Here is a 26,610-nt window from a genome sequence, read left to right as displayed (position 1 = left end):
ATACTCAGATCCTTTCTTTTTAAAATGGATTTATTTCACTAGAACGGTTTCAATATATCATAGCGAGAATAGAAGTCAATTTCACTTTTACAGGAGTATTTTCAGCTTATTTTTGCATATAGCTAGAGCGATGGGAATTTCGCTTTTAAGAAATGGACAAATCAAGGGAAAATGGATTATTCATAGTAGTTTTTCTAGGAGCATTGCAATTCAATCTATCCCTTACTATACTTAGCTTGAAAGCGAATACAAAAAGGATATTTGGAGGGGCAAAATGACTAGAAAGAAAGCGCATATTATTTCTCATTCTCATTGGGATAGAGAATGGTTTTTACCACTAGAAAGTTTAAGATTTAAGCTCGTAACATTGATGGACGAGGTAGAAGAGTTACTCGATATGGAAGCGGGTTTTAATCATTTTCATATGGATGGACAAATGATTATGCTAGAAGATTATTTAGCTGTAAAACCAGCGAAACGTGAAAAAATGAAGCAACTTGTGACTGAGGGGAAATTAAGAATTGGACCGTGGTATATGTTGCAAGATGCTTTTTTAACAAGCGGAGAAGCGAACATTCGCAATTTGCAATATGGTTTAGAGATGGCAGAAGCGTTTGGTCATGTTGAAAAAATTGGTTATTTTCCAGATACATTTGGTTTATACGGTCAAGTTCCGCAATTAATGAGTCAAGCTGGGTTTGATACAGTCGTTTTTGGTCGTGGGGTTAATCCAACTGGTTTTAATAATCAAGTTTTTGATAGTGCATTTGCCTCGAAATATTCCGAAATGTTCTGGGAAAGTCCAGATGGATCCAAGGTTTTAGGTATTCTACTGGCAAATTGGTATTCGAATGGTAACGAAATTCCAGTTGAAAAAGAAGCAGCAAAAATTTTCTGGGATAAAAAGTTAGCAGATGTAGAACGTTTTGCTTCCACAGATGAATGGCTATTTATGAATGGGTGTGATCATCAGCCAGTGCAAACAGATATCGCAAAAGCAATCGAGGTTGCTAACGAGCTTTATCCAGAAATCGACTTTGTTCATAGTCATTTTGAGCGATACCAAGATGCGGTAAAAGAAAAATTGCAACCGGAAAAATTACAAACTGTTTATGGGGAACTGACTAGTCAGCAATCGGATGGGTGGTCAACACTTGCCAACACAGCTTCTGCTCGAATTTATTTAAAACAAGCAAATGAGAAGATTGAACGTTTATTAGAAAGGCTAGCTGAACCAATGTCGGTTATGGCGAGTGAAGTTGGTGTTCCATATCCGCACGAATATCTGGCATTTGCTTGGAAATTATTAATGGAAAATCAAATACATGATAGTATTACCGCTTGTAGTTTGGATGAAGTGCACCGAGAGATGGAAATAAGATTTGAAAAAGTAGAGCAAACAACGATGTCACTAATTACGAATGCGGCTCGCAAACTAACAGAGCAAATAACTACTTCTGATGCTGGAATTCCGATAACCATTTTTTATGCTGGAGGGATTGAACTAGCGAAAACGATTGAAATGGAATTGGAAACAGATAAGATTCATTTTTCTGAAATGCCTTTTGAGAAAATACCAGATGAACTAGCGAAACTTCCAGCTCAAAGTTTCCGTCTTAAGACAAGTGAAGGTAAGGAAATTCCGGTTGTTGTAGAGTCACTTGGAATTCATTTTAACTATGATTTACCAGATCGGAAATTTCGCGACTCCTACTTTGCAAGAAAATATAAGCTAAGTTTTACTATTGAAAATTTACCAGCAGTTGGCTATGAAACGATATATGCAACGGCCATCTCTGAAATCGAAACAAAAGAGGAAGCAAGTTCCGGACATATTCTAGAAAATGACTTTTTAAAAGTAGAAATTGCAGCTAATGGGACTTATTCAATGTTAGATAAAGTTAGTGGTGTAGAAGCTTTAAATCTTGGTTCATACGAAGATGTTGGTGACATTGGTAATGAATATATGTTTAAGGAAACAGGCGATAAATTACGTATTAACACGCTTCAATCAAAACCAGCAATACGTGTGTTACGAGAAGATAAGTTAGGTAAAACTATCGAAATTCAGCATAACTTGGAAATTCCAGAAAGTGCTAGTGATGCTTTTGCTGATGAAAAAAGACGATTAGTATGGCACCCAGAACGAACAAGCCCTCGCTCTTTCAAACGGACGACTTTAAAAGTGATAACTGAAATCACATTAAATAAACAAGATAGACAACTAGCTGTTCGGGTTAAAATAGATAATCAAGCAGATGATCATCGTCTTCGTGTGTTATTTCAGTCAGGGAAATCAAGTGAGACCCATCAGGCGGGCAGTGTTTTCGAAGTAGTAACTCGTCCAAACAAACAAGTAAAAGAATGGACAAACCCAGCAAAAGACAATCGTAGTCAAGGTTTTGTCGCATCTGGAAATGTGGTTATTGCAAGTCACGGTTTGCCAGAATATGAAGTAAGTGAAACAGGTGAAAAAATCGAATTAACTTTATTACGTGCTGTATCAGAAATTGGTGATTGGGGAGATTTTCCTGCCTATGAAGCAGAGTGCCACCGAGAAATTATTGCAGAATTTTTTGTGATGCTAACAGATGAGACAAATATCGGAAATAGTGAAATCCCTGCCCGAGTAAATGCTCTTTTAGCACCAACATTTGCCATGCAACATCAATCATCCACCAAAGAAAAAATTCTCCCAGAAAGCCAAAATTTTGCTAAATGGAAGGCGTCAGAAGGACTTGTCTTCTCTACATTAAAACTTGCAACAGATAATAAAAGAATCATCCGCTTTTACCAGACGGCGACAGAACCTGCTAATTTGCAAACGACTCATACGTGGGGAAAATCCACTATTTTGGAAAAAGTAAGCGAAGGCCAGGAAACTACATTTACTGTTCGTCCAAATGAGATTATCACATTAAAAGGAGTGTAATGAATGACCAAAGAATTTCCAGCAAGTTTTAACAAATGGATTGATAAAGTAAAAACCGCTTTTCCAGAAAATGAAAAGTTACATCGGATGTTTGAAAAATGCTTTACTAATACGTATACAACGACTTTACAAGAAACAGAAGAAGGGTTGCCATTTGTTATTACTGGTGATATTCCGGCGATGTGGTTACGTGATTCTACTAGCCAAATTAGACCGTACTTAATTGTGGCGGAAGAAGACGAGGAAATGGCGATTTTAATTGGGGATTTAGTGAAACTACAAACGAAATGTATTCTTCATGATCCCTATGCAAATGCGTTTAATAAAAGTGCAAACGGGGCAGGCTTTCAAACAGATAAAACAGCAATGACTAGCTTTGTTTGGGAACGTAAGTATGAAATTGATTCGCTATGCTATCCGGTCCAATTAGCCTACCTTCTCTGGAAGAGTACCAATCATACCAATCATTTTACAGAAGAATTTAGACAAGCTTTACACCAAATTATTCAAGTTTTTCAAACAGAACAAAATCATTCCAAAGCAAGTCCATATCAGTTTGAACGAGAAAATGTTCGACAATCAGATACGCTTAATAATGGCGGTAAAGGAACGGAGGTAAGTTATACTGGTATGTCTTGGAGCGGTTTTAGACCAAGTGATGATGCTTGCCTTTATGGTTATTTAGTTCCAAGCAATATGTTTTTAGTTGTAGTAATGGACTATATACAAGAAATTGGAGCAAGCTTTTTTCCAGAAGATCAACTGCTTTTAGAGACAAGCTTACAATTGAAAAAGGAAGTTGCGACAGGAATTGAAACTTTTGCAAAAGAAGCACACCCATATTATGGTGATGTTTATGCTTATGAAGTAGATGGAACTGGTCGAAAACTCTTTATGGATGATGCCAATGTGCCAAGCTTGTTAGCAGCCCCGTATCTTGGTTATTGCGCGAAAGAAGATGAAAGATACGAAGCAACCCGAAAGCTAATTCTTAGTCGAGATAATCCATATTATGTGGAAGGAACTGTTTTAAGTGGAATTGGTAGCCCTCATACGCCAGACCATTATGTATGGCCGATTGCATTAAGTATTCAAGGCTTAACAGCAAAAACAACTGATGAGAAACTGGCTATTTTAGAGATGTTAATAGCGGGAGATGGTGAAACAGACTATATGCACGAAGGGGTGAATGCATCTAATCCAGCTGAATTTACGAGAGACTGGTTTGCCTGGTCTAATGCGATGTTTAGTGAATTTGTTTTAAGCCTGTGCGATGTTTATGTTAAAGGAAGCCCATTAAGTAAATAAAAGAAAAAGTCTGGGCGATAAACTCAGGCTTTCTCTTACTAAGAAAGGAGCGAAACAATGAAACTTATTGATAAATTTTCCGTTATTAGCGATTGGATTATACGACTTGTTTGGACTAATTTAGTGTGGCTTTTTCTTGTTTTAATGGGTGGAATTATTTTTGGATTTATGCCAGCAACCATTGCCCTATTTACTATTACTAGAAAATGGGCGCGAGGAGAATTAGATGTTTCTGTTTGGAAGTTAGCTTGGTCAACTTATAAGAAAGCTTTTGTTTCAGCAAATTTAGCCGGTGGAATTTTCGCTGCCATAGCCTTATTCCTATATGCCGATTTACGTATTGTTTTTGAGTTAATGCAAGGTTTTTGGTCAACAATTTTATATTTTTTCCTAATGTTTTTACTGTTTTTAGTTGGGATTGCCTTGCTACAGTATTTTAGCGTATTTGTTCATTTCCAAATGAAAAATGTTCGTGCTTATGTCGGGCAATCGTTTTTACTTGCTTTTACTAGCTTGAAAAACACATTGATAATTGTTGTCGGTCTGATTTTTTGTGGATGGTTGATTTCCAAAATGCCAGCGTTTATATTGTTTATTTCAGGTGTTTTTCCTAGCTATTGGATTATGAAAATCAACTTGCAACGCTTTAAGCAAATGGAGCCGAAGTAACCCCTTACAATATTGGTGATAGTATGTAATAATCAGAAAAGAAGAGGGGGCGGTAAACAAAATGACGCAAGAATTACCACGCAAAAGGGTTTTTAAAAGAATGTTACTAATTTTTTCCTTAACAAGCCTTTTTACTGTGAGCTTGTTGCTTTTTTTCATTTACAAATACTATACCAATATTCAACTAGATGCTAATTTACAAGCAACAGAAACAATTGCAAGTAAACAGCTGGATATACTTAGGGAAAAACAAAAAGCGCTAATTAATTTAACACAAGATATTTATAAAAATAGCGATTTAATGCAAGATGTGCAAATTACAATGACAAATGATTACAATAGCTATACCGAACAAAATATTGATAATTATTTCAAAAGCAAGAGTTTTTATTCTGTAGATATGCAAACCTATTTACAGTCTTATTTTTCGTATGATGAAGACATTATCGCGCTCCAACTTGTATCAAATGATAGTAGTTATTCCTATACATTTCCAAGTCGTTACCGGGAATGGCAAGAAACAGTGGATACATATGGAGAAATACCTATTGTTAAACAAGCCTCAAAAGAAAATAATTTTTACACCATTGGAAATAAAATTGTCGTTAAACAACCTATCAATGATCCAAGTACGTTAAAACAAATGGGCTTTTTGCTGCTTTATATTGATTCAGCAGTTTTAAATAAAGCAATTACAAAAGATTATAAGCAGTCCATTTTTCAAATAACTAATGCAAAAGGGGCGGACTTATATTCTAATCAGCCAATGAAGCAACATGATTCCTCAGCAAAACAAGGCTGGGTAAACGTACATAATCAAAAAATGTACTTACAAAAAACGGAAGATGAAACGAGCGGTTTAAAAAGTAACGTTTTTTTGTATAGCGCAAGTGATGGACATATTCCTCTTATTGAAATAGCTTTATTTGGTATTGGACTGCTTTTAGTTATTTTTTCCATCAGTGTCAATTTTATTATTAGTCGGCGCTATTCCAAACGGATTTTGACAATTATTGGTGGAATGAATTTGGTAGAAAAAGGGACACTTGATGCAAAACTTCCGGTGGATAATTATGGTGATGAACTAACAATGATTAGCGAGCGGTTTAATCATATGACGGAAAATTTAGATGCCTATATTAAAAAGGTATATACCCTTGAAATGGAAGAACAAAAAGCAAGAATGAAAGCGCTTCAAGGACAAGTTCAGCCACATTTCCTTTATAATTCACTAGAAGCAATACGAATGAATGCACGGGTGGAAGGAGCTAAAGCGACTAGTGATATGATTTATCAACTTGCTACTTTACTTCGCTACACAGCAAACCATCGCGAAATTACGACGCTAGGAGAAGAAATCAATTACGTTAAACAGTATGTTCGGTTTATGGAAATGCGACATGAACAACCGATTGAGCTAGAAATTAATATCGAAAAACGCCTTAATAAAACATTGATTCCGCGATTTGCTTTACAACCATTAATTGAAAACTTTTTTAAATATGCTTATAAAGAAAATAGTCAGCCAAAAGTGACAATTACAGTTACGGTAGAAAATAATAATTTGCATTTTGAGATTATTGACAATGGATTAGGAATGGATTCTAGAAAATTAGCAGAAGTTCAAACAATGATAGACAGCCAAGCAGAAACTAATCATATTGGACTAGCGAATTTGAATAAGCGGTTAAAATTACTTTATGGTGAAGCCTATCAACTAACTATCAAGAGTAAGACAAATGAAGGTACTATTATCTTATTTCAAGTACCAGAGCATATGGGAGGAGAAAAGTAATGCTAAAAATTCTATTAGTAGATGACGAGCCTCTTATTGTCAAAGGTTTGGAGCGTATTATTCCAGAGCTTGAACAAGAAATTGAAGTTATTGGAACAGCAAAAAATGGGGCAATTGCGTTAGAAATGTTTAGTGAACAAGAAGTAGATGTGCTTTTAACGGATATTCAAATGCCTGTAATGAATGGATTAGAGTTAATTGATGAATGGAAGAAACGGCAGCCAACAACAAAAACAATTGTGCTTTCGGGCTTTGAAGATTTTCATTATATTAAACGAGGACTTTCAGCAGGTATTGAAAATTATTTACTAAAACCATTAAACGAGCAGGAACTTAAAGAAACACTTATTCAAATTGAGAAAAAGCAACTGGCGAATAATAGCCTAACGCCAAGAGAAGAAGCTTATTATATTTTACGCGACAATACAATATGGCGTTGGTTGCATTTGCGGATAAATAAAGAAGAGTGGGAAGAACGACTTGCTTTATATGATATGACACTTGGACAAAAAAGAAATGCTGTATTAATTCAAATTCAGCCAACAAACGATTGTGATAACGAAGAATGGAAAGAACTTTTAGAATCCTACCGAAAAAAATATCCATTTATGCTAGTGACACCTGATAATGAAATGATTGTAGGGATAGAGGAGACGACTTCCTTATCTGAACAGATTTTAGTAATTCAAAGCGAGATAAAAAGCTATTTGAAAAACGAGGAATTTTACTTATTTGTAAGTGAATTAGTGCAAGGCGAAATAATGTATCCACAAGCTTTTCGACAATTAACACGTTTGTTACCAGAGCGTTTAGTCCAAGATAAAGGAAGCTTAATTGCCTTACAAAAACGGACGAAACATACTTGGCGACCAAAAAGAAAACAACATCAGTTAGCTAAATTACTCGTGATGAATAATGAAAAAGAGATTAAAGCTTGGATTCGAAGTTTCTTTCAGGAGTGGCTGGACCATAAACTGGAAAGTGATCCACATCAAATGCTCCATATTCTTAATGAATTATTAGTAATGCTTTCGGAATCTGATCCAAAAGTATTAAGTGAATCAATGGAAAAAATGGCAGGACAAACAAGTATAGAGGGGTTAGAAGAAACAACCTTAACCTATGCGATACGTTATTATAATCATAAAAAACAAACCGATGAAGCAAAAAGTCCGATTATCCAAAACGTACTTACTTATATTAAAGAACACTTTTCGGAAGGGATGAGTTTAAAAACGCTTGGAAATGATTTTCATATTAATGCAGTGTACTTAGGTCAACTTTTCCAAAAAGAAATGGGAGAGCATTTTACTGATTATCTTAATCGTTACCGAGTGAATTATGCCAAAGAAGTATTACTGCAAACACAAGATAACTTAACGATAATTGCGCGCAAATCTGGTTATACGGATATGGCTTATTTTTATCGCCAATTTAAAAAACATACAGGTGAAACCCCGAACCGCTACCGGAAAATACATCAATAAAAACTAATATTTGTCTATAAATCTAAACATCAGCAACTGTTTAAACCTCTAAAAAAACGATAAACTTAAGATATTGAAAGCACTTACAAAAAGAGGGGTGAATGGATTGAAAAAAGCTTTATCACAAATTCGAGCAAACAGAATTTGGCTATTAATGGTGCTTCCGGGAGTTCTTTGGTTCTTAATTTTCTCCTACTTACCGATGTTTGGTACAGTTATTGCATTTAAAGATTACAAAATTGATGGAAAAGGATTTTTATCCAGTATTATGAGTAGCGATTGGGTAGGACTTGAAAATTTTAAATTCCTATTCCAAACAAACGATGCTTTTATTATTACCCGAAATACCGTTCTTTATAATTTAGTATTTATTATTGTGGGGTTAGTTCTCGGTGTAGCTCTAGCCATTGTATTTAATAGTTTACTAAATAAACGAGGAGCAAAAATTTATCAAACAGGGATGCTTTTCCCACATTTCTTATCATGGGTTGTTGTCAGTTATTTCTTATTTAGTTTTTTAAGTGAAGACAGCGGTTTGGTAAATAATCTTCTTGTTGCTTTAGGACAAGATCCAATTGCATGGTATAACGACCCGAAATATTGGCCGTTTATCTTAATTATCATGAATGTTTGGAAAGGTCTTGGATATGGAAGCATTGTTTATTTAGCAGCAATTGCCGGAATTGATCGGACTTATTATGAGGCAGCAATGATAGATGGAGCAGGAAAATGGCAGCAAATTCGCCATGTGACGATACCTGCATTAACGCCTTTGATGGTTATTTTAACAATTTTAAATGTCGGGAAAATTTTTAACTCTGACTTTGGATTGTTTTATCAGTTGCCGCGAAATTCGGGACCACTTTATCCGGTGACAGATGTAATTGATACATATGTATACCGAGGATTAACATCGCTCGGTGATATGAGTATGAGTGCCGCAGCAGGTTTTTATCAGTCTATTGTTGGTTTTATCCTCGTGATGCTCACCAACTATATCGTCAAAAAAATAAATCCAGAATATGCTTTATTCTAAAAAAGGAGGTGAGCTTACTTGGCAGATCAGCTTGAAGTAGTCAGTGAAATAGAACAAGTGCGAGGCGATATGGAAAAACCAGAAAGTAATAAACCACCAAAAGACATTATTGGTTTTAGTAAAAAAATGAATATTGCAATGAATATTTTGCTCGCTTTTTTGGCACTTATTTGTATCTTTCCATTTTTATATATTATTGTTATCTCGTTTTCAAGTGAAACATCACTTGCGGCAAACGGCTTTCAATTGATACCAAAAGAGTGGAGCACGGAAGCGTATGAATATTTATGGAATATGAAAGGGCAACTATTACAATCCTATGGTGTGACTATTTTAGTTACCGTTATTGGGACTGTGTGCAGTGTAGCAATGATTGCACTTTACTCCTATGCAATATCTCGACCACAATTTAAATATCGACGTCAGTTCACTTTTATCGCATTTTTCACAATGTTATTTAGTGGTGGTATGGTGCCAGCGTATATTGTAATGACACAGTTTTTGCATTTGCGAAATAGTATCTGGGCACTTATTTTACCACTTGCAATGAATGCTTTTTATATTATGATCATGCGTACTTTCTTCTTACGTTCTATTCCTGAGCCGATTCTTGAAGCCGCTCGTATTGAAGGTGCGGGGGAGTTGCGAATATTTTTGCAAATGGTTATTCCGCTATCTTTACCAGGACTTGCGACAATTGCACTCTTTTCTACATTAGGATATTGGAATGATTGGTTTCAAGCATCCCTTTACATTGATAATCCAAATTTAGTTCCTTTACAATCGCTACTAATGAAAATTGAGAACAACTTAGAATTTATGCGGCAAAACTCGTCAATTGCTTATACTGCCGGCGCATTTCAGTCCATACCACAAGACGGAGCAAAAATGGCAATGGTTGTAATTTCGACATTACCAATCGCTGTTACATATCCGTTTTTCCAAAAATATTTTATTAGTGGACTAACAATCGGCGGCGTTAAAGAATAAAAAAATGGAGGGAAACAAATGAAAAAAAAATGGGGAATCATTCTCGCGTCACTATTTGTGTTAGTAGGTTTAAGTGCTTGTGGAAGTGATGAAAAAGCAGATGCAAATGAAGTTCCAACACTGAAATGGTACATGATTGGTACACCGCAAAAAGATACAAAGGAAGTTATGAAAGAAGTAAATAAATATACAGAAAAAAAGATTGGTGTCAAAGTAGAAATGACCCAAATTGACTGGGGAGACTACGGTAAACGGATGCAAACCGTTATTAACTCAGGAGAAAACTATGATATTGCTTATAGTGCTGCTGGAGAATTTGTTTCTTATTCGCAAAAAGGCGCATTTTTACCGTTAAATAAATATCTCGATAAAGAAGGTAAAAAAATGAAAGCCGAGTTAAATGAAGTGCTTTGGGACGGAGCGACAATAGATGGTAACATTTACGGTGTTCCTTCAAATAAAGAAATCGGCGAACAACAAGTATATGTTTTCAATAAAAATTTAGTAGATAAATATAAAATGGACATTACAAAAATAAAAGATTTTAGTGATTTAGAACCACTATTAAAAACAATTAAAGAGAATGAACCAACCATTACACCAATTGGCGGAAATAAAGACTTTAAGCCAGCATTCTCCTATGATTACTTGATTGATAATGCTGTACCACTTCCATTTGCGGTAAACCAATACGAGGATGACGGCAAAATTGTGAATTTCTATGAGCAAGCAGATACTTTAGAGACACTTAAATCGCTTCATAGCTACTATCAAAAAGGTTATGTAACGAAAGATATAGCAACATCAACTGATCCATGGTCTTATGATAAAGAAAATTGGTTTGTACGTATCGAAAAATATCAACCATACGCAGAAAATATTTGGGATAAAAATACTGGAGGTAAATATAAAGTAGTTACACAGCCAATCGCTGAAACACCAATCATTAAAAATAATTCGGTTACAGGTGCAATCCAAGCAGTATCTGTAACGAGTCAACATCCAGAAGAAGCAGTAAAATTCTTAGATTTACTTAATACAGATGAATATCTACGTAATCTAGTTGATAAAGGAATAGAAGGAACACATTATAAAGAATTAGAAGATGGGAAAATTCAAGATTTACCAGCGCGAGTAGAACGCTATAGCATGCCTACTTATGCCCTTGGAAACCATTTTATTTTAAAATTATATGAAGATGAACCGGTAGATAAATGGGATCAATTTAAAGCTTTTAATGATAAATCAGTCGCATCACCTGGACTCGGATTCTATTTTGATTCATCAAAAGTAAGAACAGAGATTGCATCAATTACCAATGTTTGTAATGAATTTGCACCTGCACTTCTTACAGGGACAGTAGATCCAGTAGAATACACAGCGAAATTCAAAGACAAACTAAATGATGCTGGAATGAAAAAAGTTATGAAAGAAATGCAGAAACAATATGATGATTATCGCGCATCGCAAAAATAAAAAAGAAAGAGAACTTAGTGAGTGCTAAGTTCTCTTTTTTATATAACAGTTTAATTATAATTGTATAACAGTTTCCAAGTCGCTAATCTTGCAATAATTGCTTTAAGTAGTATAATTAGTCTTGTAAATAGGATTTAATTGTTAACTGTACTATTTAAAATTAATTATTTTATATAACAAAGGATGATAGAGATGGAAAAGCAAGAAATAGAACAAGAAAAAATGGTTAATCAAGGAAAATCGGGTGCTGATTTAGTTGTCGATAGTTTAATTAATCAAGGAGTTACCCACGTTTTTGGCATTCCCGGTGCGAAAATTGATAAAGTATTTGATGTTATGGAAGAGCGAGGACCAGAATTGATTGTGAGTCGTCATGAACAAAATGCCGCATTTATGGCTGCTGCAATTGGTCGACTTACAGGGAAACCAGGAGTGGTATTAGTAACTAGTGGTCCAGGGGCTTCAAATCTTGCCACAGGTCTTGTAACAGCAACGGCAGAAGGTGATCCAGTTGTTGCTATTGCTGGGAATGTAACGAGACAAGACCGCCTAAAAAGAACACATCAATCAATGGACAATGCTGCTCTTTTTCGCCCAATAACAAAATATAGCGAAGAAGTAGTGCATGCGGAAAGTATACCAGAAGCGATTACAAACGCATTTCGCTCTGCTGCTGAGCCTAATCAAGGTGCGGCGTTTATTAGTTTACCTCAGGATATTGTGAATGAAGCAAATGTTCCTGTAAAAGCAATTCGTCCATTAGCAAAACCGGAAAATGGACCTGCTTCAAAAGAACAAGTCGCTAAGTTAGTTACTCGTTTGAAAAAAGCAAAATTGCCTGTGTTATTATTAGGAATGCGTGCTTCAAGTCCAGAAGTAACCGGGGCAATTCGACGCTTGCTTCAAAAAACAAGTATTCCAGTAGTAGAAACATTCCAAGCTGCCGGCGTGATTTCCCGTGATTTAGAAGATAATTTCTTTGGACGAGTAGGTCTGTTTCGCAATCAACCAGGCGATATTTTGCTTAATAAAGCAGATTTAGTTATTACAGTTGGTTATGACCCTATTGAATACGATCCAAAAGCTTGGAATGCATCAGGGGATAGAACAATTGTCCATTTAGATGATATTCGAGCAGATATAGATCATTATTATCAACCTGTAACCGAATTAGTAGGGAATATTGCGCTTACGTTAGATCGTGTAAATGCTAAGTTTAGTGGGCTAGAGTTAGCAGATGAAGAACTAGCTACTTTAAAAGAATTGCATGATCGACTAGAAGAAAGAGATGTTCCGCCGGTTAGCGATGAAACCAATCGTGTTCACCCGTTATCTGTTATTCAAACGCTTCGTTCAGCAATAGATGATAATGTAACGGTAACTGTCGATGTAGGCTCACATTATATTTGGATGGCTCGGCATTTCCGCTCCTATGAACCACGCCGCTTACTTTTTAGTAATGGCATGCAAACGCTTGGTGTAGCACTTCCTTGGGGTATTGCAGCTACTCTTGTCCATCCAGGGGAAAAAGTAGTATCCATTTCTGGGGATGGCGGCTTCCTGTTTTCGGCAATGGAACTAGAAACAGCGGTTAGATTACGGGCGCCACTTGTTCACCTTGTGTGGAATGATGGTAGTTACGATATGGTCGCCTTCCAACAAAAAATGAAATATGGTAAAGAAGCCGCTGTTCGTTTTGGTGATGTTGATATCGTGAAATTTGCAGAAAGTTTCGGTGCCAAAGGACTTAGAGTAACCAAACCGGAAGAATTAGCAGATGTTTTAAAAGAAGCACTTGAAACAGAAGAACCGGTAGTGGTAGATATACCAATTGATTATCGCGATAATATCCAACTCGGGGAAACATTATTACCAGATCAATTTTATTAAGAAACAAAAGAAAACCTTTCTATTCTCGTAAAGGTTTTCTTTTTTTGTGGTTAAATTTGACTTGGAGTGGACTTTAAGGTTTATGCTATAAGTATCATAAATAACGGAGGGGTTTCAATGGAATATGTAAAGTTTGGAAATACCGGAATGGATGTTTCAAAAATTTGCTTAGGAACAATGGGGTTTGGTGACAAAGATAAATGGTTACATAAGTGGGTTTTAGATGAAGAGAACAGTCGGCCAATTATTAAAAAAGCACTTGATCTTGGAATTAACTTCTTTGATACCGCAAATATTTATTCTTATGGCGAAAGTGAAAAAATTGTTGGACGTGCTTTAAAGGATTATGCAAATAGAGATGACGTCGTACTTGCGACTAAAGTACATTCAAGCATGCGTCCAGAACGTCCTAATGGTGGTGGCTTATCTAGAAAGGCGATTTTAAGTGAAATTGACCATAGTTTGAAACGGCTAGAAACAGATTATGTAGATTTATATATTATTCATCGTTTTGATGGAAATACACCGATTGAGGAAACCATGGAAGCATTGCATGATGTTGTTAAGTCGGGGAAAGCTCGCTATATTGGAGCAAGCGCAATGTATGCTTGGCAATTCCAAAAAGCGCAGCGAGTTGCCGAAAGAAATGGTTGGACTAAATTTAGCTCCATGCAAAACCATTACAATTTAATTTATCGTGAAGAAGAACGAGAAATGATTCCATTTTGCCGAGATGAAAAATTGGCCATTACACCGTATAGCCCACTTGCTTCTGGGAGATTAACTAGAGACTTAGCAGCGACTACTTATCGTTCGGAAACAGATGCCATCCAAAAATCCAAGTATGATAGCGCGGTGGACTCGGATAAAGGTATTATAGAACGTGTTGCAAAACTAGCGGAAGAACATCAAGTGACAAGAGATAAGATTGCGCTTGCTTGGATGTTAAATAAAAAAGAAATTACCTCACCGATTATTGGTGCCCAAAAAGAAAGTCATCTAATAAGTGCAGTAGCGGCTCTTGATATTAAATTGTCTACTTCAGAAATAGACTACCTAGAGGAATTATATATTCCGCATCAAGTTGTGGGAGCCTTGCCCGTAAACAAATAATTTATATTGCGAAGAAAGTGCCGTTATATGCACTTTCTTTTTTTATCTAAAAAATACTATTGACAACATTGATGCAACCGTTTACAATTAAGTTGGTATTAGAAATCAAACAACCTGTATCTTTTATAAACCGAAATTAAATAGATGATTTAACTAAGAGGTGTGTATATGGAATACAAAGATTTATCTCCAGCGATACAAAGTGAGGAGCAATTAAGGCGACTTATTGAGGACAAGATGGCAAAAAATGAAATGGATTTCCCATCTGAGAGAACGTTAGAAAATGAATTAGGTGTGAGTAGAACCACACTACGAAGATCACTCGATACATTGGAAAAAGAAGCGGTTATTAAAAAAAGAAGTCGCAAAGGAATTGAAATTAATCCCAAGAAAACCATCAATATTTTACAAATGAATTCAATGAGTAGTCAATTACCAACTAACCAAACCGTGGTTGTCTTTTTAAATGAAATAACCGAGGGCGTGGAAGAGGTAAATCGTTTTTTGAAAATAGCTATATCGGCTCCACTTTTTAAAATTACCAGATTACGGATTGTTGAAGATAGTCCTTTTTCTTATGAAATATCCTATTTAGATAGCGCACGTTTTTCAGGTATTGAAAAAATAGATTTTAATAATACCTCCCTTTATCGCGTGTTAGAAGAACGCTATCACATAAAGCCTACCTATGGGCGTGAAGAACTGCGATTTGTATCAGCAACAGAAGAGTTAGCAAGTATTTTAAAACGGCCAGAAAAAACACCTCTTTTTGAAGTAGTAAGTAAGGCGTTTGATCAAAACGATGAGCCGTTTGAGTATAGCAAACAATATTTAATTGGTGATCAAATGAAATATAAAATCAATGCAAAAAATATATTTGATTACTTGGAGGATGAGTGAGGATGGCTGCCAAAAAGCTGTTATTTGAAGTGATAGCTAATGAAATAAAAGAGAAAATTAATCGAGATGAGTATAAACCGGGAATGCTTATGCCAAGTGAAACCGAACTACAAGAAATTTTTTCGAGTAGCCGAACTACCATCCGTCGAGCGGTTGATTTACTTGTTGCTGAAGGATTAGTTATACGTAAAAATGGAATCGGGCTTTATGTGGAGCCAAAATTAACTTCCCAAAACATTCTTGAAATGACAGGTGTTATGAAAAATGATACCAATGAAAACGTAAAAAAAGATATTAAAGATTTTTATATTCGTAAAGCAGGAATTTTTTACGCGGAGAAATTTGGTATAAAAGAAAATGAACTCGTGTATTCCATAAAATTTATTCAAAAAAAGGAAAACACGACAACGCTTGATCGTTTAATATTACCACTTGGTTTATACCCTGATTTACAAGCAAAAGACTTTCAAATTATCAACATCATTGAGCTTGTCAATTCAGGTAAATATAAATTATTTGAGCTTGAACAGGAACTTCAACTTATTTTAGCTGGCAATGAGCAAATGAAAAATATGCATTTAAACGAAAATGATCCAGTTTTTAAATTAAGTAGTCATTTTTATGCTGAAAATCAGTTGCCAATTGCTATTCAATATCACTATGAAGATGCTGAGTCAACCAAATACGTAGTTGATTTTAACTAACTAAAGGAGGAAAAGAAAATGATTCAATTTCTACGAGTGGACCACCGTTTACTTCATGGTCAAGTGGCGGTTTCATGGTTCAATGCATTAGACGTAAATACAATTTTAGTGGCAAATGACGGGGTAGCAGCAGATGATTTTCGTAAGTCAGCCATCCGTCTTGCGAAACCAGAAGCAGCAAAGTTGGTGATGAAAAGCATAGATGAAAGTATTGCTTCCATCAATTCAGGGGTTACCGATAAATATGATTTATTAATCGTAGTGGAATCAGTGGAGGATGCCCATAAATTAATACATGGCACAAATGGAAAAATTTCCATGCTAAATCTCGGTGGCACAAAACAAAGAGAAGGAACAACTAATTTTTCCAAAGCAGTAAATTTAACTGCTGATGAAGTGGAAAAGTTACAAGAATTAAAAGACGAGAAAGTGGATGTATTTATTCAACAAGTCCCAAATGAGAAAAAAGTGAAATTTGAAGCATAAAAACCGAAAGAAGGGATAAATTATGGAACAAATTGGAACAGCAATTTTGCTTGCGCTCGCAGCTATGCTTGCAAATGGAGAGTATTTGTTTGGTTCATCGATGTTATCACGACCACTTGTGACATGTACGCTCGCAGGACTTATTATGGGCGACGTACAAATGGGGATTATTATGGGAGCAACTTTAGAATTAGCATTTGTTGGTTCATTTTCGATTGGTGCATCCATTCCACCAGAAATTATTTCAGGTAGTATTTTGGGAACAGCTTTTGCGATTGCTACAGGTGAGAGTACAGCAGTAGCACTAGCTCTAGGTATTCCAATTGCATCACTTGTATTAATTGTTAAAAATCTATGTTTCATTTTTGTATTACCTTATTTTGTACATAAAGCGGATAGGTATGCTTTAGAAGGGAACTCTAGAGGGATAAGTCGAATGCAACTTTTAGGTGGTTTCTTGTCTATCAATCTACCAATTGGAATTATTGTTGCAACTTCCTATCTAGTGGGTAGCCCGGTTATTCAAAACGTACTTGATGCGATTCCAGCTTTTGTTATTGCAGGCTTAGGTATTGCAACAGGACTTTTACCTGCTTATGGTTTTGCCTTACTACTCAAACTAATGATCAACAAAAAGAACGCGGTATTTTTCGTTTTTGGTTTTGCACTAGCCGTGTATTTAAAAGTACCGGTTACTGGAGTAGCTATTTTTGGAGCTTGCCTAGCGTTAATTTTAACAGGTTATGCAACACTTAAAAATAATGATCATAATGGTGGCTCTGGCGGAGGTCAAACTGAACCAGCACTTGCGAATGATGGAGGGATTAATTATGAAGATGAAGAATTCTGATGTATTAACGAAAAAAGACTTGATGAAAGTTTTTTGGCGCTCATTCACAATGGAATGGTCATGGAACTATGAACGACAATCGAATATGGGTTATGGTTTCTCAATGCTACCGGCGCTAAATAAAATATTTAAAAATGATAAAGAAAAGCGAATTTCATCTTACCAACGCCATCTAGAGTTTTATAATGTGACACCTTGGCTTTCCACTTTCCCATTAGGAATTTCGATAGCAATGGAAGAACAATCAGCTAAAGATGATGCATTTGATACAGACTCCATTAATAACATAAAAGTAGCCTTAATGGGTCCACTAAGCGGTATTGGTGATTCTTTCTTCTGGGGAACACTGCGAGTAATAGCGACTGGGATTGGAACATCACTTGCATTACAAGGAAATATTTTAGGACCGATTTTATTCCTTCTTATTTTCAATATTCCAGCTATTCTGACGCGTTACTACGGTTTATTTATTGGTTATAATATCGGTGCAAATTTTATTGAAAAAATTCAAAAAACAGGATTAATGGATAAATTGTCATATGGTGCTTCGATAATTGGTCTAGGTGTTGTTGGAGCAATGGTCGCCACGATGGTAAATATCAATATGCCAATGAAGTTTGGTTCAGGGGATGATGCGGTTAGTGTACAAAGTATTTTTGATGGTATCGTACCAGGAATATTGGCATTAGCATTCACATTCTTTATCTTCTGGTTAGATAAAAAAGGCGTAAAAGCACATTGGATTCTGCTTTTAATCGCAGGAATTGGTATTTTAGGTGCCTTTACAGGATTATTAAAATAAGAGGGTGAAGTTATGAAAAACATGGATTATTATATTAGATCGGAACAACAAGTCTATCAGCAAATTATTGAAAATCGTCAAAAGCTACTACAAAATTTACTTGAAATGAAACACACAGACTATCAATCTATCGTGATTTTTGCCACTGGCTCTAGTTCAAATGCCGCTTTTGCAGCACAGCTTTATATGAGTGCAAAACTGCAAATCCCAGTGTACATTGAAGAACCATCCGTATCCGCAAATTACATGTTACATTTAAATAAAAACACTTTGTATATTGCGATTTCTCAAGGCGGACATAGTTATTCTACTATTCACATGGTTAAAGAAATTGAACGAAGTGGTGGCACAGTGTTCACCTTAACTAGTGATTTAACAAGTCCAATTGCTATGCAAGGATCTCACGTAATTAGTATGGGGATGGGGAAGGAAGAGATGCCTTATGTCACACTTGGTTATAGCGCAACCATCCTCCTGTTAGACTTATTGGCACTTGAATTGGCGCATATACAAGGGAAAATCAGTCCAAATGATTATCAAGCAGATCTTTCTGAAATTCAAAAAATCACGACAGATTTACCAAATGTTATTGAAAAAGCTGCAAGTTGGGTTGATGCGCATACTGCTGAATTATTGGCAGCAAAACGAATCTTCTTTATAGGTTATGGTGCTGCGTATGGAGTTGCTCGTGAAGGCGAGACAAAAGTAACAGAGACCATTCGAATTACTGCTTTTGGTAAAGAGCTTGAAGAATATATGCATGGACCATACATTGGTTTGGATCCAGAAGATTACATTATCTTCATTGAGCCACAAGGATTACTTGAAAATAGAGCGGAAAAGCTAAAAAGATTTTTAGCAGGACATATTAAAAAAATTCGCACGATCTATGCTGGAACGGATAAAAAGGAACTAAATAACTTAGCGCTTGGTTTAGACGTAAGTGAGTTATTAACGCCATTATTTATGACAATTCCAGTACATTTATTATCCTTTAAAATTTCTCAAGAAAAGAAAGTGAATCTAGAAATCTCTGCTTATCCTGAATTTGATGAAATAACTAAATCCAAAATTTAAAATAGAAAGAAGGAATGAATTGTGTTGAAGTTTGATGAGCAAAAAGTATTAGAAAATATAGAAGGAGCGTTAAAATTACGCCCAGAAATTAATGAGGTAGTTGATCAGATACACAAGCGTGGTTTTAGTAATATTTGCTGGCTTGGAATTGGCGGAACATACGCGTCTGCAATGCAAGCAGTTGTTCATATGAAAGAAAAAACTGCCTTAGAAACTTTTTATGAAAATGCAGCGGTATTTTTAACAACAGGAAATAAACGAGTAACCAAAGATACACTTGTGGTAATTTCCTCAGTAACAGGAAGTACAGAAGAAGTAGTGGATGCTGTAAAAAAATGTAATGAAATTGGTGCTACCGTATTTGGTTTTATTGATAAAGAAGAAGCGGAACTCGCTACACTTGTTGATCACTTAATTTCCTACCCACTGAATGAACAACTGAAATTTTTCATGGTGGCGGATCGTTTCATGCATTTAGCAGGAGAATTTGATGAATATGACGAGTTTTATCATGAAATGGATCAACATTTTGCCAAAGGGATTGTAGCAGTTGAGAAGTCCGCAGATGAATTTGGACAGGCGTTTGCTTTAAAACACCATCAAGATGACATTCATTATTTTGTTGGAGCGGGAAATCAGTGGGGAGCAACATATTCCTACGCAATGTGCTACTGGGAAGAACAACATTGGATTAAAACAAAATCCATTGAGGCACATGAGTTTTTCCATGGTATGTTTGAAATTGTGGAACGTGACACACCGGTTACTATTTATGTAACGGAAGATAGCCAGCGCTCGCTAAGTGAACGAGTGGTTAATTTTATCCCTCAAATTTGTGCTAATTATACAGTAATTGATGCAAAAGATTATGAATTACCAGGCATTTCTACCAAATTTAGAGGAGTACTTTCACCATTTATTATTCATGCAGTTAATAATCGAATTGATGTGCATGTAGAAAAAATAAACTGCCATCCGATGGAAATTAGAAGATACTATCGTCAGCTAGACTATTAAAAAGGCGGTTAGAAAAATGAAAGCAATTTTTGTTTGTACTCATGGGAATGCCGCAAAAGAATTAATTCAATCAGCTGAAATGATTTGTGGCATGCAAGAAAATACAAGTTCTGTATCATTTGAAGTAGGTGAATCAGCTGATAATTTACAGGCAAAAATAATCGCCGAAGTAGAAAAGCTTGATAGAACAGAAGGAATCTTATTTTTAACGGATTTAAAAGGTGGGACTCCATTTAATGTGCTAGTTCAATTGTTAGGCAACTATAGCCAAACAGAACTTATTACAGGAGTAAACATTCCTCTTTTGCTCGAAGTGTTTTTAGGCAGAGAAAGCCTTCCTTTAACAGAATTAGCAAAACAAGCAGTTGAAACTGGACGAGTAGGAATCTATCAATACGAAGCGCCATTGGAAGAAATTGAAGAAGATTTTTAGTTGGAAAGCAGGAATTCTTAATGAGAATTTCTGCTTTTTCTATTTAGAATCATTTTTAGCCTCGAACTCTTTCTATTCTTGCGTTATACTAAAAAGAAAAGCGGGAGGGACGAAATGGATAAACAAAAAGAACAACTAAGTATAGAAGTTGCGAGACTTTACTATCAAGCGGATTTTAGCCAACAGGAAATTGCTGCTAGGCTTGGTGTATCACGTCCAACTGTTTCAAGATTACTACAAAATGCCAAAACAAAAGGCTATGTCAAAATCGAAGTCCAAGATCCATTTGCGAATCTCGCCGAACTAGCAACGGCGTTAAAAGAAAAATATAAATTAAAAAACGTCTCTGTTACTTTTAGCCAAACAAATGATTATCCTGAAATAACGAAGCAAATTAGCCAACGTGCTGCAGAATATTTATCAGAAATTATTCAGGATGGAGATATTCTGGGTGTGAGCTGGGGAACAACGATGTATAAAATAGCCCAAAAACTACCCCCTTTAAAAGCTGAAATAAAAATAGTGCAGTTAAAAGGTGGAGTTAGTCATTCAGATGTGCATACCTATGCTGCAGAAACATTAGCATTATTAGGTTCGGCTTTTGATACAGCACCAGTCTCCCTACCACTCCCAGTAGTGCTTGATAACCCTGTAGCTAAACAAATGGTCGAAGCAGACAGACATATTAAAAACATTATTGAATTAGGCAAAAAAGCAAATGTAGCGATTTTTACAGTAGGAACAGTTCGCGAGGAAGCATTATTATTCCGTCTTGGTTATTTTACGGAACAAGAAAAAAATCGCTTAAAGGAAAAAGCAGTTGGTGATATTTGTTCTCGATTTTTCACAATTAATGGTGATATTGCAGATCAGCAAATGAATGAGCGAACCATCGGCATAAATTTACAAGATTTAAACCAAAAAGAAACAACTATTTTAGTGGCAGGCGGCGAGCGAAAAGTTCAAGCAATTCACGGAGCTCTTCGTGGCGGGTATGCCAATCACTTTATCACAGATCAATTCACTGCAAAACACTTACTTGAACATAATTTCAACGATTAGTTTACAAATGTTCTATATTACGCTATGATAAAGGCAAATCCAACAATAAAGGAGTTTTTTGAAATGAATATTGCTAAAATGATTGACCATACAGCATTAAAACCAGACACAACAAAAGAACAAATTTTAACTTTAACTAAAGAAGCAAAAGAATTTGGTTTTGCTTCCGTTTGCGTAAATCCAACCTGGGTAAAATTATCAGCAGACCAGTTAACAGGTGCTGATTCTGTAGTTTGTACCGTTATTGGTTTTCCGCTTGGAGCAAACACACCAGAAGTGAAAGCTCTTGAAGTAAACGATGCAATTAAAAATGGCGCAAAAGAAGTAGATATGGTTATTAATATCGGTGCATTAAAAGATAAAAATAATGAATTAGTTGAGCGTGATATTCGTGCAGTAGTTGATGCAGCTAAAGGTCATGCCCTAGTAAAAGTAATTATCGAAACATGTTTATTAACGGACGAAGAAAAAGTACGCGCATGTGAAATCGCTGTAAAAGCAGGAACGGACTTCGTAAAAACATCTACTGGATTCTCAACAGGAGGCGCTACTGTAGAAGACATCGCCTTAATGCGTAAAACAGTTGGTCCCGATATTGGTGTAAAAGCATCGGGAGGAATTCGCACAAAAGAAGACGTAGAAAAAATGATTGCAGCTGGTGCATCTCGAATTGGTGCAAGTGCAGGAGTAGCAATCGTTTCCGGCGAAAAACCAGCTAAACCGGATAATTACTAATTTTCCCTAAAACCCCTTTATTATTATGCTTAAGTATGGCAAAATAAAAAGGATAGATAAACTGACTGGGGGAGTTTAAATGGCTGCAACCATCCGCGAAATAGCAGAAAAAACGGGTGTTTCAATTACGACTATTTCTCAAATTTTAAATGGCAAAGGAGAACGATTTAGTGACTTAACTCGCGAAAAAGTTCTTAAAACTGCAAAAGAAATGTCCTATAAACCAAATTTTTTTGCTAAAAATATGATTGTTAGTCACACAAATACCATTGGAATGATTGTCCCAGAAGTTACCGATCCATTTTTTTCGCAAATGGTTAAAGGGGCGGAAGATTACCTAAATAGAGAAGGGTATATGATTATGCTCTGTAACTCTTCTAATGATAAAGCACGTGAAGATTTATATGTAGAAGAATTATTACACCGGGCTGTGGATGGTTTAATTATCGCCAGCCCAAATATTCTTCTTTCAGGAGTTATTAGTCGCATGGAAGAAAAGCGGGCGCCGTATATTTTGTTAGATCGACAGCGGAATCCGCGACCAGAAGGAAATATTACGATTGATGACTTTAAAGGCGGGTTCATGGCTACAGAACATTTAATAAAGCTAGGACATAGGAAGATTGGTATCATAATTTCAGATACTTCTTTTTATAATGTACATGAGCGATATGAAGGATATTTGGCTTGTATGAAAGAATACAAACTGACAGTACAAGATAGTTGGATTGTTAGTGGTGACCAAACAATGAGTGCTGGCTACTTAGCAACGCAAAAATTATTAAAAGAAAATGTTACCGCTATTTTTGCAACAAATGATTTAATGGCAATGGGAACATATCGCGCAGCTCTGGAAAAAGGTTTAGTCGTACCCGATAACTTAAGTGTGATTGGTTTTGATGACATTGAACTTTCCGAATATATGACACCACCACTAACAACGATTCGTCAACCAATATACCGAATTGGGGAAGTTGCCGCAGAACTTTTACTGAAAAACATTCAAAATCCAACTGAAAAATTAGAAGACCGACTATTAGATATTTCATTAATCAATCGAAGCAGCACAAAAAGTATTGACAATTAGTGAATGAGTACGATATAGTGAGCATGTTAAGGACATGTTCTTGTTTAGTAAAACGGTTTACTTAAAATGTGTAACCGTTCTCAAATGTGATACATAGAAATGCTAAAATAGGTGAAAAGAAAGGGTGACGAAGAAATGAGAATGGTAGATATTATTTCTAAAAAAAGGGATGGAAAAGCTTTATCAACGGAAGAAATTCAGTTTTTTATTGATGGATATACAAATGGGGACATTCCAGATTATCAAGCGAGCGCACTTGCAATGGCAATCTTTTTCCAAGATATGAATGATGAGGAACGCGCAGACTTAACAATGGCCATGGTTGATTCTGGTGAGACCATTGATTTATCCGAAATTAAAGGCATTAAAGTAGATAAGCATAGTACAGGTGGAGTTGGTGATACTACCACACTAGTTCTTGCACCCCTAGTTGCGGCAGTAGGTGTTCCAGTCGCTAAAATGTCTGGTCGCGGGTTAGGTCATACAGGTGGTACAATTGATAAATTAGAATCCATCGAAGGCTTTCACATTGAATTAGATAAACAAGATTTCATTAATTTAGTGAATCGCGATAAAGTAGCAGTTATAGGTCAATCTGGCAATCTAACCCCTGCAGATAAAAAAATGTACGCGCTTCGTGATGTAACAGGCACGGTAAATTCAATTCCACTAATTGCAAGTTCGATTATGAGTAAAAAAATTGCCGCTGGTGCTGATGCAATTGTGCTGGACGTGAAAACAGGCGCTGGTGCATTTATGAAAACAGATAAAGATGCAGAAAATCTTGCCCATGCAATGGTCCGTATCGGTAATAATGTTGGTAGAAACACGATGGCAGTCATTTCTGATATGTCTCAACCACTTGGAGAAGCAATCGGAAACGCACTGGAAGTAAAAGAAGCCATCAATACACTTAAAGGACAAGGACCAGAAGATTTAACAGAATTAGTTTTAGTATTAGGTAGTCAAATGGTCGTACTAGCTAAAAAAGCAGAAACATTAGCCGAAGCTCGTGCTAAGCTAATCGAAGTAATCGAAAACGGTGCAGCCTTGGAGAAATTTAAAACATTCCTTTCCAATCAAGGCGGGGATGCAAGCATTGTGGATAATCCAGAAAAACTTCCACAAGCTAAATACCAAATCGAAGTACCAGCAAAAACAGCTGGTTTCGTAAGTAAAATTGTTGCAGATGAAATTGGTATTGCAGCAATGATATTAGGCGCAGGTCGAGCAACCAAAGAAGATGAAATTAATTTAGCAGTTGGCTTAATGCTTCGCAAAAAAGTAGGCGACCCTGTCAAAGTAGGCGAGTCACTAGTAACCATTTTTGCAGATCAAGAAAACGTAGCAAGCGTTCAAGCAAAAATTTACGAAAACATTGAAATCGCCGACCACGCAACTGCTCCAACCCTAGTTCATAAAGTTATTACTGAATAATATTTTTTATGCTGTGAATATAGCTTGTATGTTGATGTTAAGCTATTTTCACAGCTTTTTTTTGTTATTATATTGTAAATTTCGCTATTTTTTTTGCAAATGATACTTTTTTCACACAAAAATATGTTATTATAAATATACAAAATAAAAGCGGTTACAAATTGTATCGTTTTTTTATTTTGCATCAAAAGAATAGGGAGATGGAGAAATGAAAAAAGTTATATCAGTACTATGCATTTTTGCGATTGTACTTGGGATGTTTACCCCGTTTACAATCAAAGCCAGTGCGGCAGTTAATACGAATAGCACATTTGAGGAGCTTTATAATGAAGCGAAGAAACATTTAGGGAAACCATATTCTCGAGTTAATAGAACGGGACCGGATTCTTTCGATTGTTCGGGTTATACACAATATGTATATAAAAAAGTTACAGGAGTGAAAATTGATGATACATCAGGACCACAATATAATAATTCTGATAAAGTGAAGACTGGAAATCAAAAACCAGGAGATTTAGTTTATTTTAAAGGGCATGTAGGAATATACATAGGTGATGGAAAAATGATCAATGCACAAAACGATGGTGTTAAAATTGATAATATTAACGGTAGTTATTGGAAAGAACATTTTGTTGGTTATGCAAGACCTTTCAACTTCAAAGAAAAGCTAGGCAGCAAATACTATTACGCGGTCTCAGACTTGAATCTACGCTCTCAGAACAATTGGGATAGCTCGGTTGCTGGGAAAGTACCAAAAGGAGCAAAAGTCTCTATTGATTTAGACAGCGATAAGAATGGCTGGTGTATGGTAACCTATGGTAGCGTTAAAGGTTATATGCTAAATACAACAAGCTATTTTTCAACCACACCTGTATTAAAAACATACTATGCAAAAGACAACATTAATTTAAGAACACAAGCTTCATGGGATAGTAGTGTAGCTCAAAAAGTACAAAAAGGCGAAAAAGTAATTGTGGATTTAAAATCAAATAACAATGGCTGGTACAAAGTCACTTATGCTGGTAAAACAGGTTACATGATTTTAAATGATAACTACTTAGTGGCAACTCCGTTAAATATGAAAACTTATTATGCGATTAACACATTAAAACTAAGAAGTGCCGCTAAATGGGATAGTAGCGTCAGCCAAACAGTACCAGAAGGCGCACAAGTAAAAGTTGAAATGGACACCAATACAGGCGCATGGTACAAAGTGACCTATCAAAATAAAACAGGTTATATGCCGCTAACTAGTGATTATCTATCTGAAACAGCGGTATTAAAAACTTATTACGCGAAAGATAACTTAAATCTAAGAAGTGCA

Annotated in this window: 23 protein-coding genes; all 23 read left to right on the top strand. The window is 35.8% G+C overall.

The features are described 5' to 3' along the window. Positions 1-274 precede the first annotated feature (274 nt). Complete coding sequence (locus HCJ45_RS10810; protein ID WP_187124804.1) at positions 275-2,932, top strand: alpha-mannosidase; 2,658 nt, start codon at positions 275-277, stop codon at positions 2,930-2,932. A gap of 3 nt (positions 2,933-2,935) precedes the next feature. Beyond that, positions 2,936-4,240 (top strand): glycoside hydrolase family 125 protein, encoded by a 1,305-nt coding sequence (locus HCJ45_RS10805; RefSeq protein ID WP_187124803.1) that lies wholly within the window; start codon positions 2,936-2,938, stop codon positions 4,238-4,240. 57 nt (positions 4,241-4,297) lie between these two features. Next, a complete protein-coding gene (locus tag HCJ45_RS10800; protein ID WP_187124802.1) occupies positions 4,298-4,909 on the top strand; it encodes a YesL family protein in 612 nt (203 codons plus the stop codon). Between the two features lie 61 nt (positions 4,910-4,970). Further along, positions 4,971-6,704: a sensor histidine kinase gene (locus HCJ45_RS10795; RefSeq protein ID WP_187124801.1), complete on the top strand. Its 1,734-nt coding sequence runs from the start codon at positions 4,971-4,973 to the stop codon at positions 6,702-6,704. Further along, positions 6,704-8,191: a response regulator transcription factor gene (locus HCJ45_RS10790; RefSeq protein ID WP_187124800.1), complete on the top strand. Its 1,488-nt coding sequence runs from the start codon at positions 6,704-6,706 to the stop codon at positions 8,189-8,191. The genes HCJ45_RS10795 and HCJ45_RS10790 overlap by 1 nt, the downstream gene beginning before the upstream one ends. A 106-nt stretch (positions 8,192-8,297) precedes the next feature. Next, complete coding sequence (locus HCJ45_RS10785; RefSeq protein ID WP_187124799.1) at positions 8,298-9,227, top strand: ABC transporter permease; 930 nt, start codon at positions 8,298-8,300, stop codon at positions 9,225-9,227. An 18-nt stretch (positions 9,228-9,245) separates the two neighbouring features. Beyond that, a complete protein-coding gene (locus HCJ45_RS10780) occupies positions 9,246-10,217 on the top strand; it encodes a carbohydrate ABC transporter permease (protein ID WP_185381224.1) in 972 nt (323 codons plus the stop codon). An 18-nt stretch (positions 10,218-10,235) separates the two neighbouring features. Continuing rightward, positions 10,236-11,693, top strand: a complete 1,458-nt coding sequence (locus HCJ45_RS10775) for an ABC transporter substrate-binding protein (RefSeq protein WP_185381223.1) — start codon at positions 10,236-10,238, stop codon at positions 11,691-11,693. Between the two features lie 192 nt (positions 11,694-11,885). Continuing rightward, entirely contained in the window at positions 11,886-13,583 is a 1,698-nt protein-coding gene (gene alsS / locus HCJ45_RS10770; RefSeq protein ID WP_187124798.1) for an acetolactate synthase AlsS, read from the top strand. Positions 13,584-13,700: 117 nt separating this feature from the next. Next, positions 13,701-14,696, top strand: a complete 996-nt coding sequence (locus HCJ45_RS10765; protein ID WP_187124797.1) for an aldo/keto reductase — start codon at positions 13,701-13,703, stop codon at positions 14,694-14,696. 168 nt (positions 14,697-14,864) lie between these two features. Beyond that, a complete protein-coding gene (locus HCJ45_RS10760) occupies positions 14,865-15,596 on the top strand; it encodes a GntR family transcriptional regulator (protein WP_187124796.1) in 732 nt (243 codons plus the stop codon). 2 nt (positions 15,597-15,598) lie between these two features. Beyond that, positions 15,599-16,300: a GntR family transcriptional regulator gene (locus tag HCJ45_RS10755; RefSeq protein WP_187124795.1), complete on the top strand. Its 702-nt coding sequence runs from the start codon at positions 15,599-15,601 to the stop codon at positions 16,298-16,300. Positions 16,301-16,318: 18 nt separating this feature from the next. Further along, positions 16,319-16,786: a PTS sugar transporter subunit IIB gene (locus tag HCJ45_RS10750; protein ID WP_187124794.1), complete on the top strand. Its 468-nt coding sequence runs from the start codon at positions 16,319-16,321 to the stop codon at positions 16,784-16,786. A 22-nt stretch (positions 16,787-16,808) separates the two neighbouring features. Beyond that, complete coding sequence (locus HCJ45_RS10745; RefSeq protein ID WP_187124793.1) at positions 16,809-17,636, top strand: PTS mannose/fructose/sorbose/N-acetylgalactosamine transporter subunit IIC; 828 nt, start codon at positions 16,809-16,811, stop codon at positions 17,634-17,636. Then, entirely contained in the window at positions 17,617-18,438 is an 822-nt protein-coding gene (locus HCJ45_RS10740) for a PTS system mannose/fructose/sorbose family transporter subunit IID (protein WP_187124792.1), read from the top strand. Before HCJ45_RS10745 ends, HCJ45_RS10740 begins: the two co-directional genes overlap by 20 nt. A 12-nt stretch (positions 18,439-18,450) precedes the next feature. Next, the gene (locus tag HCJ45_RS10735; protein ID WP_187124791.1) at positions 18,451-19,515 is read left to right on the top strand and encodes an SIS domain-containing protein; all 1,065 of its coding nucleotides are present in this window, start codon (positions 18,451-18,453) and stop codon (positions 19,513-19,515) included. 21 nt (positions 19,516-19,536) lie between these two features. Beyond that, positions 19,537-20,532: an SIS domain-containing protein gene (locus HCJ45_RS10730; RefSeq protein WP_187124790.1), complete on the top strand. Its 996-nt coding sequence runs from the start codon at positions 19,537-19,539 to the stop codon at positions 20,530-20,532. Positions 20,533-20,548: 16 nt separating this feature from the next. Next, complete coding sequence (locus tag HCJ45_RS10725; protein ID WP_187124789.1) at positions 20,549-20,965, top strand: PTS sugar transporter subunit IIA; 417 nt, start codon at positions 20,549-20,551, stop codon at positions 20,963-20,965. Between the two features lie 114 nt (positions 20,966-21,079). After that, positions 21,080-22,027: a DNA-binding transcriptional repressor DeoR gene (deoR, locus tag HCJ45_RS10720; protein ID WP_187124788.1), complete on the top strand. Its 948-nt coding sequence runs from the start codon at positions 21,080-21,082 to the stop codon at positions 22,025-22,027. A gap of 63 nt (positions 22,028-22,090) precedes the next feature. Then, the gene (gene deoC / locus HCJ45_RS10715) at positions 22,091-22,762 is read left to right on the top strand and encodes a deoxyribose-phosphate aldolase (protein ID WP_185349560.1); all 672 of its coding nucleotides are present in this window, start codon (positions 22,091-22,093) and stop codon (positions 22,760-22,762) included. 79 nt (positions 22,763-22,841) lie between these two features. Continuing rightward, positions 22,842-23,849, top strand: coding sequence for a substrate-binding domain-containing protein (locus HCJ45_RS10710; RefSeq protein ID WP_187124787.1), 1,008 nt, complete (start codon positions 22,842-22,844; stop codon positions 23,847-23,849). A gap of 135 nt (positions 23,850-23,984) precedes the next feature. After that, entirely contained in the window at positions 23,985-25,286 is a 1,302-nt protein-coding gene (locus HCJ45_RS10705) for a pyrimidine-nucleoside phosphorylase (RefSeq protein ID WP_187124786.1), read from the top strand. 208 nt (positions 25,287-25,494) lie between these two features. After that, positions 25,495-26,610, top strand: a 1,116-nt coding sequence (locus HCJ45_RS10700; RefSeq protein ID WP_187124785.1) for an SH3 domain-containing protein, incomplete at its 3' end; no start/stop codon positions are given.

Source organism: Listeria immobilis, assembly GCF_014322845.1.
GTDB lineage: Bacteria > Bacillota > Bacilli > Lactobacillales > Listeriaceae > Listeria > Listeria immobilis.
The sequence above is the reverse complement of the archived record's forward strand: the minus strand, read 5'-3'. Positions and strand labels throughout refer to the sequence as shown.

Coding starts and splice junctions, on each gene's coding strand:
- HCJ45_RS10810 (WP_187124804.1), top strand. CDS start 275: ATGACTAGAAAGAAAGCGCATATTATTTCTCATTCTCATTGGGATAGA.
- HCJ45_RS10805 (WP_187124803.1), top strand. CDS start 2,936: ATGACCAAAGAATTTCCAGCAAGTTTTAACAAATGGATTGATAAAGTA.
- HCJ45_RS10800 (WP_187124802.1), top strand. CDS start 4,298: ATGAAACTTATTGATAAATTTTCCGTTATTAGCGATTGGATTATACGA.
- HCJ45_RS10795 (WP_187124801.1), top strand. CDS start 4,971: ATGACGCAAGAATTACCACGCAAAAGGGTTTTTAAAAGAATGTTACTA.
- HCJ45_RS10790 (WP_187124800.1), top strand. CDS start 6,704: ATGCTAAAAATTCTATTAGTAGATGACGAGCCTCTTATTGTCAAAGGT.
- HCJ45_RS10775 (WP_185381223.1), top strand. CDS start 10,236: ATGAAAAAAAAATGGGGAATCATTCTCGCGTCACTATTTGTGTTAGTA.
- alsS (WP_187124798.1), top strand. CDS start 11,886: ATGGAAAAGCAAGAAATAGAACAAGAAAAAATGGTTAATCAAGGAAAA.
- HCJ45_RS10765 (WP_187124797.1), top strand. CDS start 13,701: ATGGAATATGTAAAGTTTGGAAATACCGGAATGGATGTTTCAAAAATT.
- HCJ45_RS10760 (WP_187124796.1), top strand. CDS start 14,865: ATGGAATACAAAGATTTATCTCCAGCGATACAAAGTGAGGAGCAATTA.
- HCJ45_RS10755 (WP_187124795.1), top strand. CDS start 15,599: ATGGCTGCCAAAAAGCTGTTATTTGAAGTGATAGCTAATGAAATAAAA.
- HCJ45_RS10750 (WP_187124794.1), top strand. CDS start 16,319: ATGATTCAATTTCTACGAGTGGACCACCGTTTACTTCATGGTCAAGTG.
- HCJ45_RS10745 (WP_187124793.1), top strand. CDS start 16,809: ATGGAACAAATTGGAACAGCAATTTTGCTTGCGCTCGCAGCTATGCTT.
- HCJ45_RS10740 (WP_187124792.1), top strand. CDS start 17,617: ATGAAGATGAAGAATTCTGATGTATTAACGAAAAAAGACTTGATGAAA.
- HCJ45_RS10735 (WP_187124791.1), top strand. CDS start 18,451: ATGAAAAACATGGATTATTATATTAGATCGGAACAACAAGTCTATCAG.
- HCJ45_RS10725 (WP_187124789.1), top strand. CDS start 20,549: ATGAAAGCAATTTTTGTTTGTACTCATGGGAATGCCGCAAAAGAATTA.
- deoR (WP_187124788.1), top strand. CDS start 21,080: ATGGATAAACAAAAAGAACAACTAAGTATAGAAGTTGCGAGACTTTAC.
- deoC (WP_185349560.1), top strand. CDS start 22,091: ATGAATATTGCTAAAATGATTGACCATACAGCATTAAAACCAGACACA.
- HCJ45_RS10710 (WP_187124787.1), top strand. CDS start 22,842: ATGGCTGCAACCATCCGCGAAATAGCAGAAAAAACGGGTGTTTCAATT.
- HCJ45_RS10705 (WP_187124786.1), top strand. CDS start 23,985: ATGAGAATGGTAGATATTATTTCTAAAAAAAGGGATGGAAAAGCTTTA.